The following is a 13127-nucleotide window of genomic DNA, read 5'->3' as shown; positions in this document are numbered from 1 at the left end:
GTGGGTCATCACGCGGCACCGCCCAGCGGCTGTGCGGCGATCTCCAGCACGGAGAGGTGCCGAGGCAGGCAGGTGGTCAGGTCGGTGTCCTGGTAGGCCCCGGCTGCCACGGCGGCGGCGAGTACGTCGTTGAGGTAGAAGTCCCCGTCGGCGGCCACGCGGTTGTAGTGGCTCAGGAAAGCGCCTCGCTCGTCGGGCTCGGGCCAACGGTTGGCTGCCGCACGGAAGCTGCGCGACCAAAGGTCGGCGGCCCGCTGCCGGAAGGCGTCAACTCCCGTGTGCTCGACCTCGTTTGCTCGCAGGCCGTGGTGCAGCTCCGACGAGTGGTGGAAGCCGGCCAGCACGGCTGCCCGCCTGATGCGGCTCAGTGCCACGTCGCCGTCCGCAAGGTCGTCGACCTGGGTTTGAACGACCCTGAAAAGGAAGCTGTCAGGTGGCGCCGTGTACGTGGCCGCGCCGTCGAGGTCGGTCCACGCGTCGCACCAGTTGATGACGACGTCGGCGCGCTCCTGATCGGTGGCGCCAGCCATCGCTTCTTCGATGGTCGAGAGGCCCGCGGATCCACCGAATGCGGCCGCAGCGATGAGCGGTTTCGGGTCCACCCAGTCGGTGCTTGCCTCGATCTGCATGAGGCTGCGCACGAACGTGGCGTGCTCCTCGTCTGAGGGTGCCACTTCGAGGTCGGACTTCCAGTTATGGGCCCAGAGGTCAAGTGCGGCCTGCCCGACGGAGCTGAGTGCAGGGGCGGCCTTGTTGGTCTGCGGGGCGACGATCTCGCGCGCTCGCTCGTGGAGTTCCTTGATCACGCGCCAGGCGATGCCGCAGGCGTAGCGGAACGTGTTGTCGACCCTGACCGTGGGGTTGGTCATGGCCTTCTCGATGATGTCGGGCCACACCTCTTGTGGGAGGCCTGCCTCGTAGAAGGTGTCGAGGCTGGTCTTCCAGCTGTCGGGGAGTTCGACGCGCGCGGTCTTCCAGCCGTCTTCTCGGGTCCATCCACGCCAGGACTTCTCGAAGGACTCTCGGTACGCGACCTTCGGTGCCTGCTTGTCCCGCAGGTCGTCGGCGGCCTGCTTCATGGCGGCAGCCCACCGGAGCGCGTCGCCGCTGACGTCCGCGACCAGTGCCGCGTCGGGGCTGGCGCTGCTCTTGCCGCTGTTGCAGGGCTCGCAGGCCGTGACGAGGTTGTCCGCCTTGTCGGTGCCGCCGAGCGCGACGGGTGTGACGTGGTCGACGCGCAGCGGGACGAGGGGGGCACTCGCTCCGCAGTACCTGCAGGTGTGGTTGTCCCGGCGGAAGATTTCGTACCGGAGGCGTTTTGAGACGGCCATTTGTCCCTCGTTTTGGAAGCGCGTTTTCAACTGCGCGTGACGAATTGGGCTTGCGATTCCGGTGAGCGATTTGGCCCGGAGGTTCGCCTTCTCGCGTACATCATAGCGCTCAACGCGCTCATGTACATCACAGAACTGAGGTACACTCCCGACATGACCGCGCCGAAGAAGGAGCACCAGGAGAAGATCGCCGACGTGCGTAACTCGCTCGCCGACGCGATCGAACGCGCCCGCTACTTCGACCAGACCACCGTCATGACCAGCCGCGGGAAGCGCGTCGCGGTCATCGTCGGCATGGACTTCTACGAGCGGGCACTGGAAGCCCTCGGCGAGGAACGCGAACTGGTCAAGAAGGACGCCCCTACTCCGAAGCGCAAGGTCGTCGTGCGTCGTAAGCCGGCCTCCGACGACTGACATCTCTCCTCCTCTCCTCTCCGGCCCCGCGTGTGCGGGGCCTTTGCCGTGTGCGGGTGGTTGGGGTTGCTGCTGGTCAGGGCCCGGCGCGGGTGATCAACGCTTCCGGTTTTTCGGTGGCGCCGGTACGCCAAACCGTGGCCATCTCGTGGCCACCTTCGGCTGGCCGGCGTTGGATCCGGTCACGCAAATTGCTTGCATTCATGGCGGGTTGTGGCTTTCGGCGCCGTGCAGCCGACAGGCGACATGGCCACAAGGTGGCCACGGTTTGGCGTTGTGTTGCCGGGCGGACTGTGGTCGCTGCACGCGGCCAGCAGCAGCCGGTCACGCGGCGGCTCGCAACTGACTGCGGGCTCGGTGGACGGTGCGCGGGGTGCAGCGGACGCGTTCGGCTATGACCGCAGCCGAGTAGTCCCGGCGGTCGAGCTGGTGGATTGCGGCGTGGCGTTCGCGCGGGGTCAGGGACTCAGGCGGATCACCGGCGACCGCGCGCTCGATCGCTATCTCATCGGGCTCGGCGGGCTGGTAGCGGGCCCGCTCGCGCTGCCGTCGACATTCGAGGCAGACCAGATGGCCCTTCTCGTTGCGGCCGAGGTTCTCGGGGAATGGGTGGCCGTGGCGGCATGCAGGGCTGTCAGCGGTGGTCTGGTAGCCGGGCAGGCAGAGGCGCTTGCGGTGGCGTGCAACGGTGTCGCGGGCAGCCCCGGTATGCCGGTGGATGGCGAGGTCGCTGTGCCCAGCGCGGAGCAGGGCTTCTATCTGCTGACGCTTCTCGGCGGCGTTCACCCGGCCTCCTTCCGGCTGCCGGTGGCGCGGTAGCGGCGGTCTGCTGCGGCGTTGGCGGCGCGGCAGGTGTCGCACCGTTCGCCGTTCTTGAGGTGGCGGCGGTACATGCGGGGTTCGCCGCAGATGGGTTCTGGGCGGGGTGTGTGGGTGCGGGTCTTGGGGTGCTTGCCGGGCTTCCAGCCGTTCGCTTTCCAGGCCTCGACGGTGGAGGGGTCCGAACCGATACGGCGGCCGATCTCCTTGGAGCTGAAGTTGCGGGCGTCGAGGATTCGCGCGGCGTGGATCTTCTCCGCGCGGGTGAGGGTGACGGGTTCGCCGTTGAGGGCGTATTCGATGGCGATGTAGTCGAGGTCGGCGGTCTCGTCGTAGGTGTGGGTGGTGGAGGCGTAGAGGCGCTCGCGGATGCCGGCGCCGAGGCGGGTGCCGTTCATGCGGCGAGCTCCCGTTCGGTGTCGGGGTGGGCGGCGAGGGCGTGTTCGACGTAGGACTTGGAGACGCCGAGGCGTTCGGCTGCGGCGGCCCGGTCGAGACCGGATTGCATGAGCCAGTGGGCGTCCTGGGCGACGATCTCCCGACGGGTGATGCCGTACTGCGGCTCGAAGTCGGGGTCGTCGATGCCTCCGACTTCATCCCAGTAGGACGGCGGCGCCCAGCGCTCGCGCTGAGCCTGGAGCTTGGCCCGCTTGATGCTGGTAGCCGAGATCCCGTGCTTGGCGGGCGACTCGTGCCGCATCTCGTCGTACACGGCGGCGACCCGCTGGGCGGTCCTGGCTTGGATCGTCGGGTAGCGGAGCATGCTGTTGCGGTTTGAGGGGTGGAGGCCGGCGCGGATCGCGGTGTGCACGGTGGGCCAGCCGATTGCGACGAGCGCGCGGAAACGCCGCTGGGTTCCGATCGGGCTCACGACGGCCGGGGTGTGCTCGTCGAGGTTGATCGCGAGAATCTTGGCTGCGACTTCGCGAGTGGCACGGTGCCGTCGCGGCGCGGCGTTGCCGTAGTCGTGCTGGGTGAAGGAGCGCACCGACCGGTAGGTGAGGCCGGTCAGTTGGGCGACGCGGTGGATGGTGATGCCGGCGGCGTGGAGGGTGAGGAGGTGCTGGCGGATGGGTTCGGCGTCGAGGAGGGGCTGCCAGGTGCCGTCGGCGATGGCCCTCTCACGGTCGCGGCTCCACGCGTTGTAGCGGTCGACGCATTCGGGCAGCCGGCATTTGTAGTCGGTGTAGCAGGTGAGGGTGTCGTGGTGGGGCGGCTGACGGTGGGCGGCTGTCACGGCTGCGGTGTCTCCTTCCGGATGTGGTGGGTGATGGTGCGGATGGCCCAGACGGCGAGTACGGCGGTCCAGTAGCTGGCGGCGACGGTGAGGAAGGCGATGCCGGTGGCGATGACGGCGAAGGCTGCGATGGCGCCCCAGAGGACGGCTTCGACGGCGTCGAATGCTTCGATCACGTCCGCCTCCTGCAGGCCCATTCGATGGCGGCCGTGGCGGCGCCGAGGACGACGGCGATCACGTAGACGTAGCCGAGGTTCACGCTGCCGCCGCCTTCCGCTGGGTGCGGGCGCTGCGGCGCTCCTCGATGAACTTCCGCCCCTCGGCGGTGATCAGGTACAGGTTGACCGGCTTGCCGTGGGCCTTCGGGTTCACCGAGGGCTCGTCGCCGACCTTGACGAGCACCTTCGGCTGGCGGCGCTTGGCGAGGCAGCTGAAGTACAGGCCGGCGGTGCCGCGGCCGAGTTCGGGGACGATGGCCCACAGGTCGTTGGCGCTGAAGGGCCGGTTGCCGCCTGCTATGGCGAGTACGGCCTGGTCGAGGACGGCTTCGTTCCAGTCGGTGACGTGGGCGTAGAGGGCGGCGAGGAGCTCGTTGGCCTTGATGCGGGCCTGCTCGGGCGTCATGGTCATAGCTGTGGTCTCCTTGGACTTCGAGGAGGCCGCCCGCGATAGCGGCGCGGGCGGCGCCTCGTCGGTTACTGCTGGGCGTTTTTGAGCGCGGTGCCGCGCTCCTTGATGAAGGCGCCGAGGCTGGTCGGCTGGCCGGTCTGCGGGTGCATCAGTGGCGTCGCGAGGGCGCTGGCGGCCTCGACCTCGCGGTAGAGGGCGAGCAGGCTGTCCGGGGTCGCCTCAGGGGCGCTGGCGGCGTCGATCCACACCGTGGGGTCGATCTCCTTGCCGCCGTCGCGCAGCCAGTCCAGGTAGGGCTTGGCAATGTCACGTGCCCCGTTGGGCTGGTTGAGGACGAGGCCCCTGAAGGAGGGGCAGCGGGACTTGATGAAGCGGAGCCGGTTGGCCTCGTCCATCTCGGCGGCCACACCGAACTCGAACTCGATGCCCTTGCGCTGTTCGGCGCGCATCCCCTTGTTGACCGGGGATCCGTTCTCCAGGACCCAGTGCACGTAGGACCGCATCGTTACGACGACGTGCCCCGGGTAGGCCATGAGCGCTTCGATCATTTCGTTCTGGAGCGGGGTGCCGTCCTTCCAGCCGGCGAACTTGTTGCCGCCGTACTTGGCCTTGGCCTTCTCGACTTGGTCGAGGGTGCCGTCGGTGCCCTTCCAGAAGTGGCTGAGGGAATCGACCATGACGACCGGGTAGCCGGCCTGTGCTGCAACGGCGAGCGCCTTCTGCAGGTCTCGCGGGTCGTACCGGTGCATCGGCAGGGTGTCGAAGGTGACGTCAAGGTCGTTGACGTAGAGGGCTGCGGCGCCGCGTTCGGTGTCGATGACGGCGAAGGGCTGCCCTTCGGCGAGGCCGCTGGCGATGGACAGCCCGGTCCACGTCTTGCCGGAGCCGGACGGGCCCTGGATGGCGACGGTGGCGTTGAAGCCGTCCTTCGTGGCGGGTCGGAAGGTGAACGGCCCGTCGTCGTACTCATCGGTGGTCTGCTGCTGGCGTCCGGCGCGGACAGGCTGGCCAAGCTGGGACATGCGGGTTCTCCTAGGCGTACTGGCGCTCGACCCACGGAGGGAGCGAGATCATCGGGTTGGGCAGATATCCAGGCCACTCGCCGGACTCGCGGCAGATGGCATAGGTGTTGAGGGCGACCTCGTTGAGGTGGCGGCCGATACCGCGGGCCATCGGGTCGCAGGTGGTGACGACCACGAGGTAGGGCGGTTCCTTCTCCTGCAGCACAAACTGGAACGGACGCTCCGGGTCGATCACATCGAGGGCCAGGCCGGCGTCGAGGTACCACTCCTGTTGTTGGTGGTAACCCCAGTCGTGGATCACCTTCGGCAGGTCCAGAGGGTGCGCCGACTTGGTGGTCTTGTAGTCGACGATCTGGCCGTCGTGGCGAAGCCAGTCGAAGCGGGCCCGCCGCCAGACGCCCTTGTCATCCCAGAACGCGGACTGCTCGGCGACACCGGACTCGGGCTCCAGGAGCGGAGCTGCTTCCGGGTCCGCCCGCAGCGCTGCAGCCATGGCCTTGACCTGCACCAGCTCCGAGGGCTTCAGGGGGGTCTTGCCCTCGGCGCGGATCGCGGCGACCTCGGCTTTGACGGCGTCGGTGGTCCACTTCTCGGCGTCGACAACGACCAGTTCGGGCCCGTTGCCGAGGATGAGCGTGTGCGCGGCGGTGCCGAGGTCGAACTCCTTCTTCGGCGGCTGCGGGTGCTCGCTCCAGTGCTTGAACTTGGCCGGGCATTCGCTGGCGAGCTTGCGGGCGCCGGTGGAGGAGAGGCTGCCGCCGGGGATCGGGTCGAAGTGGTAGACCTCGGCGGGTATGTCGTACAGGCCCGGCTGCACGTCGGCCGACGTCTCCACGGTGGCGGTCATGCGACGCCATCCAGGGGCATCGGCCGGGCGCATCCCTCGCACAGAGGCTGTCGGGGAGCCCCAGCGAACGGCCCGTCCTCGTCACCACACCGGATACAGACCAGCCCTGCCGCCCGCTTGAGCTTGTCGATGCCGTCCTCGTCGTACTTGGCCATGCGGACGGCCTCGGCCTCGGCCGGGTAGATCTGGGCGAGCTTCGCCACCTCGACCGGCGGGGCGTAGGCGAGAAGGTCGAGGAGCTTCTGGTGGTAGGTGCCGGGCTGGTAGCCGCCTCGGTGGCCGAACGTCCACAGCACGTGTCGCGCGGTTTCGGTGGGAATGGTGGGGCTTGTGGTGCCCATGAGTCCTCGTTTCTGGGTGCAAGAAGGTGGGGCCCGCTCCGCTCGGGCGGGGGTGCTCCGTGCGGAGCGGGCCCTGGGTGCCGCGGAGCGCTGGGGGTGTCGCTCGACGCGGCCGTCTTCGGTTGTGGATCAGGTGGTCAGGCGGCGGTGTCGGCCTCGGCGGGCTGCGGCTTGATGGCCTTCCATTCCTCGGCCTCGGCGTCGTAGGCGACGAACTGGTTGTCGTCGACACGGAAGTTGATCCCGGCGTTCTTCGCGTCGTTCAGTGCGAGGGCCAAGCGGACCGCCCACTTGCGGGGCTCCTCGGCCATCTGCTTGGCGACGCGCGCCTCGTGGTCGTCCTGCCACTTCTGCGGGTTGAAGCCCGCGTCTTCGGCCATGTCCCACGCCCACTCGCCGAGTTCGCCAGAGTCGAGCTGCTCGGCGGTGTCGTTCACGACCTCCTGGGCGGCCCGCGGGTCGACCTGGTGGAGGGCGTCGAGGTACCGGTAGGCGCACCAGTCCGCGACGCCAGCGCGGATGTGCGCGAACCAGGCGTCGCGGTCGTCGTCGAAGCTGGTCTGGTAGGCGTTGGAGGTGGAGTCGAGGACACCGCGAAGCAGGTTGGCGGCGGTCTCGCTGATGTCGCGGGGGGCCTCCCAGCGCGACGGCTCCGGCTGCGGCAGGCTGGCCATGTCGACATCGGTGGCCCCGGCGGCGAGGGTCCACAGCCACAAGTCGTGGGCGGACTGGAAGGTCTGCTCCTTGGCCGGGCCGATGCCGCCGCCGTTGGACGGCATCTGCGCGCCGATGAAGTCCTGGCCGAAGAACAGGACGGCCTTCTTGTCGGCGGTGACCCGTGTGCGGAGGCTTTGCCGGATGGCGGACCACCGCGGCAGGAAGTCGGTGTTGAGGGCCGGGAACGGCTCGCCCTCGACGGTCTGGGCGGCGATGGTGCGGAGCAGGCCCCGCCAGTCGGGGAACTCCAGGCCGAGGTTGACGGCAACCCTGAACTCGGAGAGCGAGTCAGCGAATACGAGCCGTGCGTCGTCGGTGGTGCTGATCGTGATGTAGGTGGCGCCCTTCATCGAGTCGATCCGCTCGCGCAGGGCGGGCACGATGTCGCCGGGGATGAGGCGCGCCCACGGCTCGTTGTTCTGCTCGCTGTCGGCGAGGCGGTAGCGGGCGGCAGCGAGCGTGTACTTGTCGGTGGCGACGGCGTACAGGTACTGGCTGTCGACGTCGAGACGGATGCCGTGCAGGGGCTCGAAGCCCTCGTGGCCCATGTGGTCGGCTGTCTGGTCGAGGAGCAGCTTCAACTGGTGGGCGTTGATGGTGACGGACAAGGTCATCTCCTGGGATGCTGGGTTCGGATCCCCGGTCGGTTGCGTCGGCCGGGGGTTCGTGCGTTGGGCGCCGGTCCGGGCGGGAGGGTGCACCGCCCGGCCGGCGGGTCAGTGGGTGTGTCCGGGATCGGTGACGGGGCCGAGAAGTCCGGCTTCAGCCGCTTCCCGCAGGGTGCGCACGTCGATGCCGATGGGGTCGGTGGCCTGGTCCTCGATCGCGCTGGTGTCGCGGTAGCCGCCCGGCACGGTGACCGCGTTGGCGTTGGCCTCGGCGGCGAGCTGCCCGCCGAACCGGCTTTTGAGGGCGGTGAGTTCCTCGGCGAGCTGGTCGCGTTCGGCGGTGAGGTCGTCGATGTCGGCCTGCTGCTGCACGACGACCTGTTCCGTCTCCGCCTGCCGGGCGCCCGCGGTGGCGAGGTCTTCGCGGAGCAGGGCGACCTCGTCACCGGCCGCGTGGAGGTTGGTGAGGAGGGTGATCTCGTTGCGGCGGAGTTCGGCGACCTTGTCGACGGCGCGCCGGCTGCCGGAGCCCTTCAGGCCGGGGATGAGGTCGGTGAGGGTCACGCGGCTTCTCCCTTCAGGCGGGTGTTGGTGTGTCGTGCGGCGGTGAGGGCGGCTTCGAGGCGGAGGATGCGGAGGGCGGTCAGGCACAGGGCTTGCAGCCAGAGGACGGGCACCTCCGCCGGGGCGGTCATGACACGGCCGCCGGGAACTCGTCCCAGGTGCGGCCGTCCAGCTCGCGGCCGGCCTTGCCCTTGCCGACGCGGCGCATCTCCCAGCGGTGGCCGAGCTCGTCGATCGGGTCGCCGACGAGAACGTTGCGCCGGTCGGAAGGACGACCGATGACCATCCATCCGGTGGGCTGGTGCTCCCCCCACTGCTTGAACAGGTAGGGCACGCCCGCCGCTTGGGCCTGGTCGCGGATGCTGCGCGCCCAGTCGGGGCTCATCGGTCGGGCTCCGTGCCCGGACTCACCGCCGACGATGACCCAGCCGATCGGCTGGCCGTTCGGGCGGCCGTTGCCGGTGTGGCTGCCGCCCCAGTGACCATCGCGGGCACAGTCGGGGCAGTGCTGCTCGAGCGGGCCGGAGTAGAAGCGGCGGCAGTCCGGCCCCTGGCAACGCCATGCGGCGTGACCGCTGGGCATCCACGCCGAGAGGTCGACAGGCCCGAGGAGCGGCTCGCAGGACAGGAACCGGACGGCGGCCGGGGTGTCGACGAGGGCAGGGATCCTGAGATCGGCGCGCTTCTGGTCCTCGACGCTCACCCCGAGCCAGACGTTCGGCAGAGGCCAGGCCCGGCGGATCAGCTTCGGGTCGGCGAACGGCGGGAAGTGCAGGAGCTCGTAGTCGACCTTCTTCTCGAACTCCGGGTCGCTGAGCAGGGAGCGCATCCGGCCGTGCCGCTTGGTCAGCACCTGGTACGTGTGCTGCGGCGTCAGTGACATGGCCGCGAAGACGCGGGCGATGTAGTCGACCGGGATGTCCTTGTGGAACAGGTCGGACATCGAATTTACGAAGACGCGCTTCGGCTTCCGCCACTTCAGCGGCAGCGTCAGCCGCTCCGGGCGGAGGGTGACGTCGAAGCCGGTCTCGAAGTGGTGGCCGGGGATGCCGCGCCAGCGCTCGGCGAACGTCTCCGCGTAGCAGTTGTCGCAGCCGGGCGACACCTTCTCACAGCCGGTGACGACGTTCCACGTCGCATCCGTCCACTCGATCTTGGATGACTCGCTCACGCGGCCACCGCCAGGGGTGCGGTCCGCCATTCGCGGTCGTGGTGGTCGAGGACGAGCACGAAGGTGACGCCGGCGTAGCGGACAACAGCCCGCGTGTAGTGGCCGAACCCGGTCGACCTGGTCTCCAGCAGCGCGGTGTCGATGTCGAAGACGTCGCACCAGGCGGTGAAGGCGTCGGGGTCGTGGTGGAACTGGACGTCGATGACCTGTTCGGCGGCGAGGGTGGTGCCGCGCAGGTGGAACAGGGCGGCCGGCAGGTGCGGGTGGGTCTCGGCGATCGTCTCCAACGCGCGGAAGGAGAGGGTCATGTCAGTCAGGTTCAGAGCGCTCACGACGCCTCCTTGAGGGTGCGGGTGGTGTTGTCGGTCCAGGCGCCGAACTCGGCTTGGTTCTGCGAGTAGGGGTGCCAGCTGGCGTGGGGCAGGCGCCGGTACCAGCCGAAGGCGTGCAGGCCGCCGTCGTTCGGGTTGCGGGTGATGTGATCGACGAGGAACTCGCCGATCTGGCCGCCGACCTGACGGGTGTAGGTGCGCTCGGGCTGGAAGAACTGGGCGCTCACGCGACTTCACCACCCGTCTCGCGGGCCATGAGCGTGTTGAACTCGCAGGTGCTGCACGGCTGGCCGTAGGTGTAGCCCGCGCTGCAGACCCGGCACGTCTGGATCGGGGCTGGCGTCAACGCCTCCAGCTCCGTCACACGAGCCAGTGCCTCGTCGCGCTCGTTGCGGACCGCGTCCAGCTCGTCGAGCAGGTCTGACACGGCAGTCCGGGCGAGCGCCACGAAGACGGCGTGCCGCTCGTCACCGAAGACGCCCACCGAACTGCGCACCACAGCACCGCGCTCGGTCCGCAGCACGTCCTCGACGACGTGCGCGAAGGCGGGCGGGAGCACGCTCTTCTCGTTGACCTGGCTCGCGGTCCAGGCGCCGAGGGTCAGCGTGCGATTGGCGTCCAGGGCGGCCATGCTCTCCCGGATCTCGGCTTCGCGGGCCGGGGTGAGACGGTCACTCATCGCCGCTCACCGCCTCGCCGGTCACGGAGAACGGGGCCGGCTGCGCCTGGTCCAGTTGGGCGTCCGCCCGAGCCGCCTGCCCGAGCGCCTCGGACAGCGCCGCCGACAGGGTGCCGTTGTCCGCCTTCAGTCGCTCGATCTCCGCATCGGCGTGGCGGAGACGGTTGAGCGCTCCGGGGAGCGCCTCGGCGCCGTAGATCGCCCTCCACTGCTCGACCTCGGCGAGCAGCAGGAGCATCGACTCCTTGGCGCGGGCGCTGTGGAACGAGATCGATGTCTCGTACCGCAGCAGGCTCTTGATCTCCTTGAGCCGCGCGTCGTCGAGCCGCTTAGGCTCCGGCCCGGCAGGCATCGGCAGAGCGCCCAGGGCGGCCACCGCTGCGGCAGTCTCGGCAGCCCGTGCCGCCTTGAACTCGTCCTCCGATACCACGTCGACGTGACTGAGAGCGATGCAGGCGCTGTGCCCGTCCACCCAAACCACGTCGGTGTGACCGCCCAGCACGGACGCCACGCTTCGGGTACGGGTGACGAGCCGACGAGCGTTGCGGTCGTCCTCCGGGCGGAAGCCGGGGTAGGCGAACACCGGGATGCCGACCTCGTACAGCGCGTTGAACTGCTCTGCGTTCACGCGGTCACCGCCGATCCGGCGTGGGCCTCGTGGTCGCGGCGCCACCGATAGCAGGGGTTCGGCGCCTGGGTCTCCCGCCACTTGATGGGGCCGTGGCACTTCCGCAGCGGATTGTGGTACCAGGACCGCTGCATGGCCTGCGCGCCGCAGCCCGGGCAGGCGATCATGGGGCCGATCGGGGAAGTCCGCCCCAGGTCGAAGCGCTCGGAGTCGTCGAGGCGGCGGAACTCTAGGCACCCGTCGAGAACTTGAGTTCCCTCCAGGTCGATGTCGCTGTAGTCGTCGGCCCAGCGGTCGAGCGCGTCGTCCTCGTCCTCCGCGTCCACCCACATGACTCGGGTGACGGTTTCGATGACGACGATCGGGAAGCGGCGCTCGTCCAGGCCCCATGAGCGGGCGGCCTTCGTCCGCTCCAGCAGCGCCTCAACCTTCGGGTCGGGCTCGTTCGGCTCCAGCCGCGGCCACGACTCGTTGAGGTAACGGTGGCTGCCGGGGTGCTTCAGGTCCTTGTCGCAGGTGCGCCAGGAGTCGTCGGGCTTCAGCTCGTCGCACTTCACGACAGCACCCCCGTTGCCTGCTCGGGCCGGAGTGCGGTCGCGGCCAGCACCTTGTCCGCCCGATGCCAGTGAGCGAGCACGGTCTCCCGATCGCCCAAGTCCTCCACCGACAGCGGCGACACCGGGCGGCCCAGCTCCAGCTCGGCACGATCAGCAGCCGAAGCCGCCTCACGGACCGCGCGCGGCAGCTGGCGGGACGAGAAGTAGCGGACGGCGTCCGGCGTCGGGATACGGGAGACGCTCATCGCGCACCTCCCGACTTGGTGTCGTTGATCAGCACGTCGTTGCCGCACACGTCGTCGGGGTCGGCCGGGTCTCCGAAGGTGCAGGTCCCGCCGTCGGGAAGGTCGTCGGCCGTGAGCGGGGTCAGCCAGGCCCAGCCGTCGCCGTGCTCCCGGCACAGCAGCACGCCCGGCTGGGAAGAGTTGCGGTAGGCGACGACGCGGTGCTCGCGCGCCTCGTCGGGCTCGCCCTCGCGGGGCTGGATGACCATGCCGTTCTTGTCGGCCCAGTTGCGGGCCTGGCGCTCGTGGTGCTCCTTGACGTGCTCCGTAAAGTCCGCGTAGCCGTAGGCGTGGAAGGCGATCGGACCGAACTTCAGGTCGACGGCGGCGTTACCCTCCTCGTCGATCTCGGCGGTCAGGCCGAGGGTGGCGGCAAACTCCTCCACCGCGGGGTTCGTACTCAGCGGCAGCAGCAGGCGATCCGTCGACGGGAGATCGGCGTCCGGGTGCTGCTCCAGCCAGTCCGCGATCTCGCGCAGGCCGGCGATGTACTCGGCGCGGTCGGTCATCGCACACCGCCCTCGGTGGAGCAGGTGCAACGGGTGGTCATGCCGGAGATGTAGGCGCACGACTCGTCGTGGCCGCCGCGGGGCGGGAACGGCTCCTCGGTGCGGGCCGCGTACAGCGCCTCACGGTGCTGGTCCATCGCCGCCTCACGCGTCTCGGCGCGCTGCGAGGAGTGGTCGATGGCGTAGCCGCCGAGGAAGAACCCGGCGTGCCGCTTGTCGGCGTGGTTGTCGAAGATGACCGTGTTGTAGTTGCCTCGCGCGATGCGGATCGTGGACACGGTGACGTCGAGGGTGTCGCTCTTCACAGGCGATTGCCGGACGATCTTCGGCGGGCGGTTCTGCGAGAATAGAGGCATCGATCTGCCCTTCTGTTCACGGATGGTGTGGGTGGATCGCGCGGCTTTGCGGCCGCGGGGCCCCGGCTGCCGGTATGCGCG

General features: G+C 69.1%; 22 protein-coding genes. 2 read left to right on the top strand and 20 right to left on the bottom strand.

The features are described from left to right. Positions 1-8: 8 nt before the first annotated feature. The gene (locus tag FPZ41_RS00210) at positions 9-1331 is read right to left on the bottom strand and encodes an HNH endonuclease (protein ID WP_152857881.1); all 1323 of its coding nucleotides are present in this window, start codon (positions 1329-1331) and stop codon (positions 9-11) included. Positions 1332-1484: 153 nt separating this feature from the next. On the opposite strand from FPZ41_RS00210, the gene FPZ41_RS00205 reads away from it, so the two are divergent. Further along, entirely contained in the window at positions 1485-1745 is a 261-nt protein-coding gene (locus tag FPZ41_RS00205) for a type II toxin-antitoxin system prevent-host-death family antitoxin (protein ID WP_194235929.1), read from the top strand. A gap of 213 nt (positions 1746-1958) precedes the next feature. Next, positions 1959-2564 carry a hypothetical protein gene (locus FPZ41_RS46725; RefSeq protein WP_194235928.1) on the top strand — a complete coding sequence of 202 codons (606 nt, stop codon included), beginning with the start codon at positions 1959-1961 and terminating at the stop codon, positions 2562-2564. Here the strand turns inward: FPZ41_RS46725 and FPZ41_RS00195 are convergent. The 19 genes from FPZ41_RS00195 to FPZ41_RS00110 all read right to left on the bottom strand — a co-directional run bounded on the left by FPZ41_RS00195 (position 2528) and on the right by FPZ41_RS00110 (position 13046). Continuing rightward, positions 2528-2962 carry a helix-turn-helix domain-containing protein gene (locus tag FPZ41_RS00195; RefSeq protein WP_152857875.1) on the bottom strand — a complete coding sequence of 145 codons (435 nt, stop codon included), beginning with the start codon at positions 2960-2962 and terminating at the stop codon, positions 2528-2530. The genes FPZ41_RS46725 and FPZ41_RS00195 overlap by 37 nt on opposite strands. Then, entirely contained in the window at positions 2959-3801 is an 843-nt protein-coding gene (locus tag FPZ41_RS00190; protein ID WP_152857873.1) for a hypothetical protein, read from the bottom strand. Before FPZ41_RS00190 ends, FPZ41_RS00195 begins: the two co-directional genes overlap by 4 nt. After that, the gene (locus FPZ41_RS00185) at positions 3798-3977 is read right to left on the bottom strand and encodes a hypothetical protein (RefSeq protein WP_152857870.1); all 180 of its coding nucleotides are present in this window, start codon (positions 3975-3977) and stop codon (positions 3798-3800) included. Before FPZ41_RS00185 ends, FPZ41_RS00190 begins: the two co-directional genes overlap by 4 nt. A 79-nt stretch (positions 3978-4056) precedes the next feature. Further along, on the bottom strand, positions 4057-4431 hold the full coding sequence (locus tag FPZ41_RS00180; RefSeq protein WP_152857869.1) for a hypothetical protein: 375 nt from the start codon (positions 4429-4431) through the stop codon (positions 4057-4059). Between the two features lie 65 nt (positions 4432-4496). Then, a complete protein-coding gene (locus FPZ41_RS00175; RefSeq protein ID WP_152857867.1) occupies positions 4497-5453 on the bottom strand; it encodes an AAA family ATPase in 957 nt (318 codons plus the stop codon). Positions 5454-5463: 10 nt separating this feature from the next. After that, positions 5464-6300, bottom strand: a complete 837-nt coding sequence (locus tag FPZ41_RS00170; RefSeq protein ID WP_152857865.1) for a PD-(D/E)XK nuclease-like domain-containing protein — start codon at positions 6298-6300, stop codon at positions 5464-5466. Continuing rightward, on the bottom strand, positions 6297-6641 hold the full coding sequence (locus FPZ41_RS00165) for a hypothetical protein (protein ID WP_152857863.1): 345 nt from the start codon (positions 6639-6641) through the stop codon (positions 6297-6299). The genes FPZ41_RS00170 and FPZ41_RS00165 overlap by 4 nt, the downstream gene beginning before the upstream one ends. A gap of 137 nt (positions 6642-6778) precedes the next feature. After that, positions 6779-7966: a hypothetical protein gene (locus FPZ41_RS00160; protein WP_194235927.1), complete on the bottom strand. Its 1188-nt coding sequence runs from the start codon at positions 7964-7966 to the stop codon at positions 6779-6781. Between the two features lie 108 nt (positions 7967-8074). Further along, on the bottom strand, positions 8075-8530 hold the full coding sequence (locus tag FPZ41_RS00155; protein ID WP_152857859.1) for a hypothetical protein: 456 nt from the start codon (positions 8528-8530) through the stop codon (positions 8075-8077). Further along, positions 8527-8661 carry a hypothetical protein gene (locus tag FPZ41_RS49300; RefSeq protein ID WP_265584184.1) on the bottom strand — a complete coding sequence of 45 codons (135 nt, stop codon included), beginning with the start codon at positions 8659-8661 and terminating at the stop codon, positions 8527-8529. The genes FPZ41_RS00155 and FPZ41_RS49300 overlap by 4 nt, the downstream gene beginning before the upstream one ends. After that, positions 8658-9701 (bottom strand): DUF5131 family protein, encoded by a 1044-nt coding sequence (locus FPZ41_RS00150; RefSeq protein WP_322619685.1) that lies wholly within the window; start codon positions 9699-9701, stop codon positions 8658-8660. Before FPZ41_RS00150 ends, FPZ41_RS49300 begins: the two co-directional genes overlap by 4 nt. Next, positions 9698-10033: a hypothetical protein gene (locus tag FPZ41_RS00145; protein ID WP_152857855.1), complete on the bottom strand. Its 336-nt coding sequence runs from the start codon at positions 10031-10033 to the stop codon at positions 9698-9700. The genes FPZ41_RS00150 and FPZ41_RS00145 overlap by 4 nt, the downstream gene beginning before the upstream one ends. Beyond that, the gene (locus FPZ41_RS00140; RefSeq protein ID WP_152857853.1) at positions 10030-10260 is read right to left on the bottom strand and encodes a hypothetical protein; all 231 of its coding nucleotides are present in this window, start codon (positions 10258-10260) and stop codon (positions 10030-10032) included. Before FPZ41_RS00140 ends, FPZ41_RS00145 begins: the two co-directional genes overlap by 4 nt. Then, a complete protein-coding gene (locus FPZ41_RS00135; RefSeq protein ID WP_152857851.1) occupies positions 10257-10712 on the bottom strand; it encodes a hypothetical protein in 456 nt (151 codons plus the stop codon). Before FPZ41_RS00135 ends, FPZ41_RS00140 begins: the two co-directional genes overlap by 4 nt. Continuing rightward, positions 10705-11340, bottom strand: a complete 636-nt coding sequence (locus tag FPZ41_RS00130) for a hypothetical protein (RefSeq protein ID WP_152857849.1) — start codon at positions 11338-11340, stop codon at positions 10705-10707. Before FPZ41_RS00130 ends, FPZ41_RS00135 begins: the two co-directional genes overlap by 8 nt. Further along, positions 11337-11897 (bottom strand): hypothetical protein, encoded by a 561-nt coding sequence (locus tag FPZ41_RS00125; RefSeq protein WP_152857847.1) that lies wholly within the window; start codon positions 11895-11897, stop codon positions 11337-11339. Before FPZ41_RS00125 ends, FPZ41_RS00130 begins: the two co-directional genes overlap by 4 nt. Continuing rightward, complete coding sequence (locus FPZ41_RS00120) at positions 11894-12142, bottom strand: hypothetical protein (protein ID WP_152857845.1); 249 nt, start codon at positions 12140-12142, stop codon at positions 11894-11896. The genes FPZ41_RS00125 and FPZ41_RS00120 overlap by 4 nt, the downstream gene beginning before the upstream one ends. Beyond that, the gene (locus tag FPZ41_RS00115; protein ID WP_152857843.1) at positions 12139-12690 is read right to left on the bottom strand and encodes a hypothetical protein; all 552 of its coding nucleotides are present in this window, start codon (positions 12688-12690) and stop codon (positions 12139-12141) included. Before FPZ41_RS00115 ends, FPZ41_RS00120 begins: the two co-directional genes overlap by 4 nt. Then, positions 12687-13046, bottom strand: coding sequence for a hypothetical protein (locus FPZ41_RS00110; RefSeq protein ID WP_152857841.1), 360 nt, complete (start codon positions 13044-13046; stop codon positions 12687-12689). Before FPZ41_RS00110 ends, FPZ41_RS00115 begins: the two co-directional genes overlap by 4 nt. Positions 13047-13127 lie beyond the last annotated feature (81 nt).

This window comes from Streptomyces acidicola (genome assembly GCF_009377235.1).
In the GTDB taxonomy this organism is placed as follows: Bacteria; Actinomycetota; Actinomycetes; order Streptomycetales; family Streptomycetaceae; genus Streptomyces; species Streptomyces acidicola.
The sequence above is the reverse complement of the archived record's forward strand: the minus strand, read 5'-3'. Positions and strand labels throughout refer to the sequence as shown.